The sequence below is a fragment of the Aquabacterium sp. genome, assembly GCF_050725395.1.
GTDB lineage: Bacteria > Pseudomonadota > Gammaproteobacteria > Burkholderiales > Burkholderiaceae_C > Aquabacterium.
Map to the genome: position 1 here is coordinate 50,427 of NZ_JBOHHL010000027.1, position 12,261 is coordinate 62,687.

The 12,261-nt window shown below is 63.4% G+C and carries 9 protein-coding genes; 8 read left to right on the top strand and 1 reads right to left on the bottom strand.

The genetic code is table 11. From position 1 onward, the window contains the following. Positions 1–25: 25 nt before the first annotated feature. Positions 26–769, bottom strand: a complete 744-nt coding sequence (locus ACREB4_RS15680) for a fused MFS/spermidine synthase (RefSeq protein WP_431589164.1) — start codon at positions 767–769, stop codon at positions 26–28. Positions 770–930: 161 nt separating this feature from the next. Between ACREB4_RS15680 and urtA the strand changes: the two genes are divergently transcribed. The 8 genes from urtA to ACREB4_RS15720 all read left to right on the top strand — a co-directional run. Further along, positions 931–2,208 carry an urea ABC transporter substrate-binding protein gene (gene urtA, locus ACREB4_RS15685; protein WP_431589165.1) on the top strand — a complete coding sequence of 426 codons (1,278 nt, stop codon included), beginning with the start codon at positions 931–933 and terminating at the stop codon, positions 2,206–2,208. A 172-nt stretch (positions 2,209–2,380) separates the two neighbouring features. Next, complete coding sequence (gene urtB, locus ACREB4_RS15690; RefSeq protein WP_431589173.1) at positions 2,381–3,943, top strand: urea ABC transporter permease subunit UrtB; 1,563 nt, start codon at positions 2,381–2,383, stop codon at positions 3,941–3,943. Further along, entirely contained in the window at positions 3,940–5,085 is a 1,146-nt protein-coding gene (urtC, locus tag ACREB4_RS15695; protein ID WP_431589166.1) for an urea ABC transporter permease subunit UrtC, read from the top strand. The genes urtB and urtC overlap by 4 nt, the downstream gene beginning before the upstream one ends. After that, on the top strand, positions 5,082–5,981 hold the full coding sequence (urtD, locus tag ACREB4_RS15700) for an urea ABC transporter ATP-binding protein UrtD (RefSeq protein ID WP_431589167.1): 900 nt from the start codon (positions 5,082–5,084) through the stop codon (positions 5,979–5,981). The genes urtC and urtD overlap by 4 nt, the downstream gene beginning before the upstream one ends. A gap of 2 nt (positions 5,982–5,983) precedes the next feature. Continuing rightward, positions 5,984–6,688, top strand: a complete 705-nt coding sequence (gene urtE / locus ACREB4_RS15705) for an urea ABC transporter ATP-binding subunit UrtE (protein WP_431589168.1) — start codon at positions 5,984–5,986, stop codon at positions 6,686–6,688. Positions 6,689–6,794: 106 nt separating this feature from the next. Further along, complete coding sequence (locus ACREB4_RS15710; RefSeq protein ID WP_431589169.1) at positions 6,795–7,142, top strand: FKBP-type peptidyl-prolyl cis-trans isomerase; 348 nt, start codon at positions 6,795–6,797, stop codon at positions 7,140–7,142. 6 nt (positions 7,143–7,148) lie between these two features. After that, complete coding sequence (locus ACREB4_RS15715; protein WP_431589170.1) at positions 7,149–7,580, top strand: DUF1841 family protein; 432 nt, start codon at positions 7,149–7,151, stop codon at positions 7,578–7,580. Positions 7,581–7,804: 224 nt separating this feature from the next. Next, positions 7,805–12,261 (top strand): Calx-beta domain-containing protein (locus tag ACREB4_RS15720; protein ID WP_431589171.1); only part of this gene is annotated, 4,457 nt, incomplete at its 3' end.

Here is a 12,261-nt window from a genome sequence, read left to right on the forward strand (position 1 = left end):
CGGTCTGCGCAGGCACCGGCCGGGCTCAAAACGGGGTCGGCCGCCTGATCTTGAGCAGGGCCCGCTCCAGTCGGCTGGAACTGGCGGCCAGCGTCGCCTGGTGAAACGGGGCCAGTGCGGCCCAGCGGGCGTTGAAGTCCGCCCCGCATCGGGCCAGTCCGACCCGGCTGCCAGCCGTGGCGATCAGGTTGCCGCCCTCGTCCGACTCCACCAGCGCCAGCCCATCGTCGAACACCTTGGCCAGGCGTTTGGCGATCTGGCGTTCCTGCTCGGTGTCGGCCTGCACATTGGCGACCAGCACACCTTCCGGTGTCAAGGCCTGCTGGCAGTGCTGGTAGAAGGCGCGTGAGCACAAGGCGGCCGGCATGCCCGCGCCGGTGAAACCATCGACCAGGATCACGTCATAGCGGCGGGGTGGTTTGGCCACGAAGTGCGCACCGTCCGCGCAGACGATGCGCATCCGTTCGTCGTCGGCCGGGATGCGGAAATCCTCGCGCAGGTCGATCACCCCCTGGTGGATCTCGACCGCGGTGAGGTCTGCCTCGGGCAGGTGCTGGTGCAGGTACTTCAGCATCGATCCGCCACCCAGGCCGATCATCAGGATGGCCTGGGGCGCCGGGTTCAGCAGCAGGAAGCCCATCATGGCGCGGGTGTAATCCAGCACCAGTTCGTGGGGCGCGTCCAGCCGCATGCTGCTCTGGATGAGGCTGGAATCGAAGCTCAGCGACAGCGTCTGGCTGTTCTGGTGAAGGCGGGGTGGAGCGGTCATGCCGGGCAGTCTACCCAGCGCTTCAGAGGCGTGACGCGCACGCCACCGATACGCCATGTGGCGTATTCCTCAAAGTGGGGCCCCTGGGCAAACTGGGTTCATCCGATCAAACGGACGTGTTCACCCAACCACCACCCCATCGTTTACCAGGAGCCTCATCCATGAACATCTCTCGCCGCAATGCCACCCAATCGCTGACGGCCGTCGCTTTGGGCGTGGCCGGCCTGCTCGTCGGTTCCCTGGCCCATGCCGCCGACACGATCAAGGTCGGCGTCTTGCATTCGCTGTCGGGCACCATGGCCATCTCGGAAACCGTCCTGAAGGACGTCGCCTTGATGACCATCGATGAAATCAACGCCAAAGGCGGCCTGCTGGGCAAGAAGCTGGAGCCCGTGGTCGTCGACCCTGCTTCCAACTGGCCCTTGTTCGCCGAAAAGGCCAAGCAACTGATCAGCCAGGACAAGGTCGCCGTGACCTTCGGTTGCTGGACCTCGGTGAGCCGCAAGTCGGTGCTGCCGGTGTTCAAGGAACTCAACAGCGTGCTGTTCTACCCCGTGCAATACGAAGGTGAAGAGCTGGAGAAGAACGTGTTCTACACGGGCGCCGCGCCCAACCAGCAAGCCATCCCCGCCGTCGAATACCTGATGAGCAAGGACGGCGGCAGCGCCAAGCGCTTCGTGCTGCTGGGCACCGACTACGTGTACCCCCGCACGACCAACAAGATCCTGCGCGCCTTCCTGAAGTCCAAGGGCGTGAAGGACGAGGACATCATGGAGGAGTACACCCCCTTCGGTCACTCGGACTACCAGACCATCATCGCCAACATCAAGAAGTTCGCGGCCAGTGGCAAGAAGACAGCCGTGGTCTCGACCATCAATGGCGACTCGAACGTGCCTTTCTACAAGGAACTGGGCAACCAGGGCCTGAAGGCATCGGACGTGCCCGTCGTGGCCTTCTCGGTGGGTGAAGAAGAACTGCGCGGCGTGGACACCAAGCCCCTGGTCGGTCACCTGGCCGCCTGGAACTACTTCATGAGCATCAAGAACCCGACCAACGCCGAGTTCATCAAGAAGTGGTCCGCCTACGCCAAGGCCAAGAACATCGCCGGCCACAAGGACAAGCCCCTGACGAATGACCCGATGGAAGCCACTTACATCGGCATCAACATGTGGGCTCAAGCCGTCAAGAAGGCCGGCAGCACGGACACCGACAAGGTCATCGCCGCCATGGCCGGCCAGACCTTCAAGGCACCCGGTGGCTTCACCTCGACGATGGACGCCAAGAACCACCACCTGCACAAGCCCGTGTTCATCGGTGAGATCAAGGCCGATGGCCAGTTCAAGGTGGTGTGGAAGACCCCTGGCCCGGTCAAGGCCCAACCCTGGAGCCCTTACATCGCCGGCAACGACGTGAAGAAGGATGAGCCAGAAACCAAGTGATCTTGGTCCCGTCATTCCATTCAAGTGGATGGCGGGTTGAATTTCGAAGCAGAGCGGTTCGCCCCGTTGGGGGGTCACCCAACGGGGCGCTTTTCTTGTCCGCTGTCTACTGTAAAAACGACTGGAACACGCTGTGAAACGATTCGACGCAGCACGCACGCTGAGCCTGGCCATGCTGGTCACCCTCGGCTGCCTGACAAGCCCGGCGCATGCCTTGACGCCTGAAGAAGCCCACGCGGTCTCGGCCGGCGACAACGACGCCCGCATCCAGGCCTTGCAAAAGCTGATCCCCAAGAACGACGCGCGCCTGCCCATTTTGGTCCAGGCGCTTTTGAACGACAGCGTCAAGGTCTCAGGCGACAAGACCTACATCCTCGAAGACGACAAGGTGCTGGACGCCGCCACTGGCCAGCCCACCACCTTGCCCGAAGACGCCGAAGACGTGACCAACAACGGCCGCATGAGCGGCGAGCTGGAGGCCGTGCTGGCCGTGGGCAAGTTGCTGTCACCCGATGTGGCCGTGCGTGCCGAGGCTGTCAAGACCATCGCGCAAAGCGTGGACGAATCCAAGCTGCCGATGATCGACAAGGCGCTGGCTTCGGAGTCCGATCCCCAACTCAAGACGCAGTTGCAGAACCTGCGCGCCAAGGCGCTGCTGAGCGGCCTTGATGCCGCCAAGCGCATCGAAGCCGCGCAAGAGCTGGCCGCCAGCGCCGACCCCGAAACCAAGGCCCTGTTGATGGAGCGCCTGCAGGACGGCGTCGAAACCGATCCGCAAGTCAAGATCGAAGTGCAGAAGGCGCTCGACTCCATCGCCAGCCGCTTGGCCTGGGGCGACCGCGCCGGCGTGCTCTTCACCGGCATCAGCCTGGGCTCCATCCTGCTGCTGGCCGCGCTCGGGCTGGCCATCACCTATGGGCTGATGGGCGTGATCAACATGGCCCATGGCGAGCTGATGATGATCGGCGCCTATGCCACCTACGCCGTGCAGAACCTGTTCCGCAGCCACCTGCCGGGTGCCTTTGATTGGTACATCTTGGCCGCCATCCCGGCGTCCTTCATGGCCGCGGCCCTGGTGGGCGCGGTGCTGGAGCGCACGGTGATCCGCTTCCTCTACGGCCGCCCGCTGGAAACCCTGCTGGCCACCTGGGGCATCAGTCTGGTGCTGATGCAGGCGGTGCGCGGCCTCTTCGGCGCGCAGAACGTGCAGGTCGAGAACCCGGCCTGGATGTCCGGCGGCTTCAACGTGCTGAGCAACCTCACGCTGCCCTACAACCGCCTCGCCATCATCGCCTTCGCGGGCCTCGTGTTGCTGGGCATGACCTTGTTGATCGCCAAGACACGCATGGGCCTCTTCGTGCGCAGCGTGACGCAGAACCGCCCCATGGCCGCCTGCGTGGGCGTCAACACCGCCCGCATCGACACCATGGCCTTCTCGTTGGGGGCGGGCATCGCCGGCCTGGCGGGCTGCGCGCTGTCACAGGTCGGCAATGTGGGCCCTGACCTCGGCCAGAACTACATCGTGGATTCGTTCATGGTGGTGGTGCTGGGCGGCGTCGGCCAGATCGCGGGCACCGTCTACGCCGCCATGGGCCTGGGCATCTTCAACAAGCTCCTGGAAGGCTGGGCCGGTGCGGTGCTGGCCAAGATCATGGTCCTGATGTTCATCGTCGTCTTCATCCAGAAGCGTCCACAAGGTTTGTTTGCCATGAAGGGCCGGAGCGCCGAAGCATGAGTGCCGTTTTGACATCCACATCTCCCAAGCTGTCTCAGATCACCGTGCCCCACAGCGCCCTGGGCGCCAAAGGCTGGAGCGGCGTCATGCTGGCCATCATCGTGGTCTGCCTGCTGGTGCCCGTGCTCAACCTGATGGTGCCGGTGGATTCGCCTTTCCACCTGTCGGATTACGCCGTGGGCTTGGTCGCCAAGATCATGTGCTATGCCATCTGTGCGCTGGCCATGGATTTGATCTGGGGCTACACCGGCATCCTGTCGCTCGGCCACGGCTTGTTCTTCGCGCTGGGCGGCTACGCCATGGGCATGTACCTGATGCGCCAGATCGGTCGCGACGGCAGCTACAAGAGCGATCTGCCCGATTTCATGGTCTTCCTGGACTGGAAGCAAGTGCCCTGGCATTGGGCCTGGAGCGAGTCTTTCATCGGCCAGATGCTGCTGGTGATCCTGGTGCCCGGCCTGCTGGCCTTCATCTTCGGCTTCTTCGCCTTCCGCTCGCGCATCAAGGGGGTGTATTTCTCGATCATCACGCAAGCGATGACCTACGCGGCCATGCTGCTGTTCTTCCGCAATGAAACCGGCTTTGGCGGCAACAACGGCTTCACCGATTTCAAACGCATCCTGAACATCCCGCTGCAGCAACCTTCGACGCGCATGGTGCTGTTCATCATCACCGGCTTGACGCTGGTGGGCTTCTACCTGATGGCCCGCTGGCTGGTGAACACCAAGTTCGGCCGTGTGCTGCAGGCCATCCGTGATGCCGAAAACCGCGTCATGTTCTGCGGCTACAACCCGCTGGCCTACAAGCTCGCCATCTGGACGCTGTCGGCCGTGATGTGCGGCATCGCTGGCGCCCTGTATGTGCCGCAGGTGGGCATCATCAACCCAGGTGAGATGTCAGCCGCGGCGGGCATCGAAATCGCCATCTGGACGGCGGTGGGCGGGCGGGCCTCGCTGATCGGCCCCATCGTCGGCGCTTTCTTCGTCAACGGTGCCAAGAGCTGGCTGACGGTGGCCTACCCTGAGTTCTGGTTGTACTTCCTGGGCCTGCTGTTCATCCTGGTGACGCTGCTGCTGCCGCAAGGCATCGTCGGTGGCCTGAAGAAGCTGTTCAACAAAAATGCACCGGAGACCAAGGCATGACGCCCGATCTGATGGAAGCCGGGGTGCAAACCCTGAACAAGGCCAAGGGCCTGCCCGTGGCGAGCGAGTCAGGTGGCCGCGAGGCCAGCTACGGCCGCGTCGTCGTGCCCGACGAGGTCGACCTGGCCCATGGCTCAATCCTCTACGTGGACGACATCACCGTCAGCTTCGATGGTTTCCGCGCGCTGAACAAGCTGTGCCTGAACATCGCGGCGGGCGAGATGCGCTGCATCATCGGGCCCAACGGCGCTGGCAAGACCACGATGATGGACGTGATCACCGGCAAGACCAGGCCTGACTCGGGCACCGCCTATTTTGGATCGACCATCGACCTGCTGGCCATGCGCGAGAACGAGATCGCCCGCATCGGCATCGGCCGCAAGTTCCAGAAGCCCACGGTGTTCGAGCAACTCAGCGTGTTCGAGAACCTGGAGCTGGCCCTGAAGGCCGACCGCCGCGCGCGCTCATCGGTGTTCTTCAAGCTGAACAGCGAGCAACTCGACCGCATCGGCGAGATGCTCAAGCTGATCCACCTGCGGGAGCAGGCCCAGCGCACGGCTGGTTTGCTGTCGCACGGCCAGAAGCAATGGCTGGAAATCGGCATGCTGCTGATGCAGGACCCGAAGCTGCTGCTGCTGGACGAACCCGTCGCCGGCATGACCGATGAGGAAACCGAGCGCACCGCCGAGCTATTCCTGTCGCTGGAAGAAGAGGGCTCGCATTCGTTGGTCGTGGTCGAGCACGACATGAAGTTCATCAACGAATTGACCACGCAAGGCAAGAACGCCGCCAAGAAAAAGGTCACGGTGCTGCACGAGGGTTCGGTGCTGGCCGAAGGCACGCTGGCCGATGTGCAGGCCAATGACAAGGTCGTCGAAGTCTATCTGGGCCGATAAAGATGTTGAACGTTGAATCAGTCAATCAGTATTACGGCGGCTCCCACATCCTGCGCGGCCTGGGCTTTGAAGCCAAGCTGGGCGAGGTCACTGTGGTTTTGGGCCGCAATGGCGTGGGCAAGACCACCTTGCTGAAAAGCCTGATGGGCGTCGTGTCCATCAAGTCCGGTTCGATCAAGCTGGACGGCCAACCCATCGACAAGCTCAAACCCTATGAGCGCGTGCGCCTGGGCGTGGGCTATGTGCCGCAGGGCCGTGAGATCTTCGGTCGCCTGACCGTGCAGGAAAACCTGCAAATGGGGCTGGCCAGCAAATCTGGCAGCACGCCTTTGCCCGAGCAGTTGTTCGAACTTTTCCCAGTGCTCAAGCAGATGCTGCACCGGCGCGGTGGCGACCTGTCCGGCGGGCAGCAGCAGCAGCTGGCCATCGCCCGCGCGCTGGCGGCCGGCCCCAAGCTGCTGATCCTGGACGAGCCGACCGAGGGCATCCAACCCAGCATCATCAAGGACATCGGCCGCGCCATCCGCAAATTGGCCGACGAAGGCCTGAACGGCCAGAAGATGGCCGTGGTGCTGGTGGAGCAGTTCTACGATTTCGCGGCCGAACTGGCCGACCAATACCTGGTGATGGAACGCGGCGAGATCATCAAGCGTGGTCGAGGTGCCGACATGGAAACCGATGGCGTGCGGCAATTGATGTCGATCTGACGACGGCGGATTGGCCGAAAAGAGCCCATTTCTTGGCAAGGGCAGGGGCGCGCAGTAGACTGGCGCCCCTGTTCGTTTTTCAATCCAAAACCTGAGGACCCTCGACATGCCCACGACCGCATCCGGCCTGCAATATGAAGACACCGTTGAAGGCGAGGGCGACGTCGCTCAGGCCGGCACTTACGTTTCCGTGCACTACACGGGCTGGTTGTACGAAGGGGGCGTCAAGGGCGCCAAGTTCGATTCCAGCAAGGACCGCAATGACCCCTTCGAGTTCCCGCTGGGCGCTGGCCACGTGATCCGTGGTTGGGACGAAGGCGTGCAAGGCATGAAGGTGGGGGGCACCCGCACCTTGATCATCCCCCCCGAGCTGGGCTACGGCGCCCGTGGCGCTGGCGGCGTGATCCCGCCCAACGCGACCTTGCTGTTCGAAGTCGACTTGCTGGGCGTTTGATCCACCATGTTCGCCCCCAGCCAGGACCAGGTTCGCCGGTTTTTCTGTGAGGCCTGGGCCAAGCACCAGGGCGGGCAGGTTCTGACGCCGCTGGAATTGCAAGCCACCGACTGGATGGCGCAGCACCCTGAATACCTCGACGACCTGGCCGATGCGGACGCGGCGGTCAAGGCCGTCTACTCGGTGGAGGGGGGGCGAAGTAACCCATTCCTGCACCTCTCGATGCACCTGTCGATCACCGAACAGGTCAGCATCGACCAGCCGCCGGGCATCCGTGCGGCTGTGCAACGGCTGGCGCAACGCCGATCCTCGTTGCACGAGGCTCACCACGAAGTGATGGAGGCCCTGGGCGAGATGGTCTGGAATTCCCAGCGCTCGGGCCTTCCTTTCGATGGGCCGGCCTACATCGACCGCGTGCTCACCCTGGCCAGCCGCTGAGGGCACTGTTTCCAATTTTTCAACGGGCGCGCCTTTGCGCGGCTTCGGGCTGCGCGGCTCCGGCAAGACTTTGCCAAATAAGTCACGAAAATCTGGTGCCTTACGCTGGCAAATAGCCGGGCTAACTGTGACTTTTGCCGCCCAGATTGGGGGTTCCGTGACGTTAAGCGCGTGCCTCCGAACAGTACACTTGAGGTGTTACCAACTGTTCAACTGGGCTCGTCATGCCGATTCTGAGTAAATCCGCCGGTACCGTCATCGCTGTCTGGGGCAAGGCGTTCTATCACTTGCCCAATGGCAAGCTGGTGGCGGTCAAGGTTGGTGACCACATCAAAGGAGGCGAGGCGATCCTCACGAGCCAGGACGGCATCGTCAAGATCACCCTGGACGACGGCCCGAATCTGCTGTTGAAGGCCAAATTGGCCGCTGCCGACACCGACAAGGTGATCACAGGCCTGAACAACGACGAACTTGATTTCAGCACCGCGGCGGGTCTGCAAGGCGGCGGGGCCGGTGGCTTGACGCCCGGTTTGCGGGTGGACCGGGTGTCCGAGTCGGTCACGGGTCAGACCTACGAATACAGCACCGAGCGCGGAGCGCCGACGCCGCCACTGGCCTCGGCTGAGCAGCCTTTGTACCCCGCCATTCCGGTGCCCGCGCTGAGCGTGGTTGGCGAGAGTGCGATCGAGGGGCAGCCAGCGGTTTTCCATGTCCAGTTGAGCAGTCCTGCCACCGACCGGGTCGCCATTTCACTGACGCTGAAGGATGGGATCGACAATCCCAACACCCCCCAAAACGAAGCGGCCAAGGTGGGCACCGACACCGGGACCACGCTTCAATATTTCAACCAGGCCACTGGGCAATGGCAGGATTTCACCGGTGAACTGGTGTTCCAGCCTGGCGAGTCGTCGGTCGATGTGCGGGTGTTGACGACAACCGACAACATCAAAGAGCCCACCGAGAACTTCACCCTGGAGGTGCACGTCAACAGCGGTTCAGTCCAGAACACCGATGCCTCGGGCCAGGCGACCTTGCTGGACAACAACACCACGCCTGAGTTGAACATTGCCGGTCCTGGCGTGGTCGATGAGCACGCTGGCACCATCACCTACACCGTGACCCTGGACCACCCCAGCGCCACGCCCATCACCGTGGACTATGCCGCACAGGATGGCACGGCGACGCTGGGCAGTGATTACCAACTGGCTCCCGGTACCTTGACCTTCGCGGCCGGTGAAACCACCAAGACGATCACCGTGGGCATTGAAAAGGACACGCCCATTGAAGGTGACGAAACCTTCAGCATCGTCCTCGGCAATCCCAGCGGTGCCACGGTGGGCACGGGCGCGGTCGAGACGACCATCCACGAAGCTCCCATTCTTCGGGTCATCAGCGAACCCGCCATCGAGGGTGACTACGCGGTGTTCTCCGTTCAATTGAGCTGGGAGTCCAAGGAGGCCATCACGTTCAAGCTGGCCTTGGCGGACGGTCCCTCCTCCGTGGGGCCGGTGGCCACCGAGGGCCAAGACTATGTTGGTCAGATCGAATACCTGAACGCTTCGGGCCAATGGGTTGCCTATCTACCTGGCAGTGAGTTGTCGTTCAATCCGGGCGATACCGAGGTTCAGGTCAGGGTGCCCACGATCGATGACAGCGTCAAGGAAGCGATCGAGTTTTTCAGCCTGAACGCCACGGTCACCGGTGGCGTGACGCAGAATGCCGAGGCCTCGAACGCGGACTCGCTGATCGACAATGAAGGCCCGGACCTGACGGCCCAGCTCGACCCGGCCTCGGACAGCGGCGCCAAGGGCGATGGCGTCACCAACGACACCACGCCCACCATCAGCGGCACCGGCGATCCTGGCACGGCCATCAAGGTCGTCATTCCGGGCACGGGCGAAGAACTGACGGCGACGGTCGGCGACGACGGCACTTGGAGCGTGACGCCCACCGTGAGCATTCCGGATGGCACCAAAGGCGATGTGCAGGTCACCGGCACCGACCCGAAAGGCGACACCACCACGACCCAGGTTCCCCTGAGCATCGACACCGGCGTGCCCAACAACGGCGTCGCTCCCACCGTGACCATCGTTGAAGACGCCAACAACGACGGCTTCGTCGACCGCGCCGAGTTGAATGGCGAGGTGGACGTGCAGGTGGCGTTCACGCCTGCGCAAGCGAGCGTGGGCGACGTGGTCAAGGTCACCTCGGGTGGCCCGAGCAAGGACGTGACCATCACGCAGCCTGATCTGGACAAGGGCTTCGTCACGACCAGCTTTGCCGCGCCGGCCAATGGCACGACGATCACGGTGACTGCGCACATTGAAGATGCCGCTGGTAATCGCAGCAGCACGGGTACCGACAGCGCCAAGCTGGACCTGAGCACGCTGGATGGTTTGGGGATCATCATCACGACCGATGCCAACAATGATGGTTTCATCAACAAGACCGAACTGGCTGGCAGTCCAACGGCCGAAGCGCAGATCAAGCTTCCCCCCGACGCGGTGGCGGGTGATCTCCTGACGGTGACCAGCACGGGTGGCACACCGCAAACCATCACCTTGACACAAGCCCAGGTGGACGCCGGCCAGGTGTTGGTGAGCGTCGCGGTACCGGCCAGTGGCACGGACCTCGTCGTGACCGCGCAGGTCAGTGACGCGGCGGGCAACCAATCCGTTGTGGTGAGCGACCAAGCCGCCATCGCGACCGACGACATCTCGGCGCCCAAGGTCACGATCGGTGAAGACGCGAACAACGATGGCTACATCAACAAGGCCGAACTGAGCGGCAGCATCGACGTGTCGGTGGCCCTGCCGGCCACGGCCAAGGCGGGCGACAGCCTGCTGGTCAGCATCAACGGCACGGCGCAGACGCCGATCGTTTTGACGCAGGCGGACATCAATGCCAGCAGCGTGTCCGTGCCCGGCATCACCAACCCTGGCGAAGGCAGCACCCTGACGGTGACGGCGCAAGTCAAGGACGTGGCCGGCAACCTGGGCGCCACGGGCTCTGACAGCGCCGTGGTCGACACCACGCCTGCGACCGTGCTGACGGCCCAACTCGACCCGGCCTCGGACAGCGGCACCAAGGGCGACGGCATCACCAACGATGCCACGCCCACGATCAGCGGCACGGGCGAACCCGGTGCGCAGATCAAGGTGACTTTGCCCGGCAGCACGGAAGTGCTGACCACGGTCGTCGGCACCGATGGCACATGGACGGTCACGCCCACGCAGAACATCCCCAATGGCACAAGCGGGCAGGCCGATGTCATCGAAACGGATGCCGCGGGCAACACGACCCAGACCAAGGTGCCCCTGACGATTGACACGGGCGTGCCCAACGGTGGCGATGCCCCGGTGGTCACGATCACGGAAGACGCGAACAACGACGGCTTCATCAACAAGGCCGAACTGAACGGCAATGTGGATGTGAAGGTGGCCTTCAACCCGGCCCAGGTCAGCGCGGGCGACGTGGTCAAGATCACCTCGGGTGGCGTGACCAAGGACGTGACCCTCACGAACCCCGACCTGAGCAACGGCTTCGTGACGACCAGCTTCGCGGCCCCGGCCAATGGCACGACCATCACGGTGACCTCGCACATCGAGGACAAGGCCGGCAATGTCAGCGCCACCGGCACCGACGGCGCCAAGCTCGACCTGAGCACCTTGAACGGTCTGGGCATCGCCATCACGACCGATGCCAACGACGACGGCTTCATCAACAAGACCGAGCTGGGTGCTGGCAACCAGGTCACGGCACTGGTCAAGCTGCCAATCGACGCGGCGGCGGGAGATGCCTTGAGCATCACCGCCACGGGCAACGCCACGCAAACCATCATCCTGACGCAAGCGCAGATCAACGACGGCCAGGTGCCGGTGAGTCTGAGCGCGCCTGCCAGCGGCACCGATCTGGTGGTCAGTGCGCAGGTCAAGGACGCCGCAGGCAACCAGTCTGCCGTGGTCAGCGACCACGCCATCATCGCGACCGACGACATCTCGGCGCCCAAGGTGACGATCACCACCGACGCGAACAACGATGGCTTCATCAACAAGGCCGAACTGGGCTCGGGCAGCACCATTGGCGTGCAGATCGACCTGCCCGGCACGGCCAAGGCGGGTGACAGCCTGCTGGTGAGCGTCAACGGCGCACCGCAAGCGCCGATCGTGCTCAATCAATCCGACATCGACAACCACAGTGTGAGCATCCCTGGCGTGAACAGCCCCGGCGATGGCAACACCCTGGGGATCACCGCCCAGATCAAGGACGTGGCGGGCAACCTGGGCGCCACGGGCAGCGACAGCGCCAAAATCGATGCGACAAACTACAGCGGTCTGGGCATCAGCATCACGACGGACGGCAACAACGACGGCTACATCAGCAAGGCGGAGTTGACGGACAACACCATCGGCGTGCGTGTGACATTGCCGGTCGGTGCGGCGGCGGGTGACACCCTGACGGTGACGGGCTCGGGCAATGTGGCCCAGGTGATTACGCTGACGGGACCTCAACTGACTGCCGGCTTCGTGGACCTGAAGTTCAACCCCACAGGCGACAACACCGACTTCGTGTCGAGCGCCAGCATCGCGGACGCGGCCGGCAATGCCGCGGGTCCGGTGAGCGACGCGGCCCGCCTGCAACTGGGGGCGCCAGGCGCGCCCATTGTCACGATCGGCGAAGA

Coding starts and splice junctions, on each gene's coding strand:
- ACREB4_RS15680 (WP_431589164.1), bottom strand. CDS start 769: ATGACCGCTCCACCCCGCCTTCACCAGAACAGCCAGACGCTGTCGCTG.
- urtA (WP_431589165.1), top strand. CDS start 931: ATGAACATCTCTCGCCGCAATGCCACCCAATCGCTGACGGCCGTCGCT.
- urtB (WP_431589173.1), top strand. CDS start 2,381: ATGCTGGTCACCCTCGGCTGCCTGACAAGCCCGGCGCATGCCTTGACG.
- urtC (WP_431589166.1), top strand. CDS start 3,940: ATGAGTGCCGTTTTGACATCCACATCTCCCAAGCTGTCTCAGATCACC.
- urtD (WP_431589167.1), top strand. CDS start 5,082: ATGACGCCCGATCTGATGGAAGCCGGGGTGCAAACCCTGAACAAGGCC.
- urtE (WP_431589168.1), top strand. CDS start 5,984: ATGTTGAACGTTGAATCAGTCAATCAGTATTACGGCGGCTCCCACATC.
- ACREB4_RS15710 (WP_431589169.1), top strand. CDS start 6,795: ATGCCCACGACCGCATCCGGCCTGCAATATGAAGACACCGTTGAAGGC.
- ACREB4_RS15715 (WP_431589170.1), top strand. CDS start 7,149: ATGTTCGCCCCCAGCCAGGACCAGGTTCGCCGGTTTTTCTGTGAGGCC.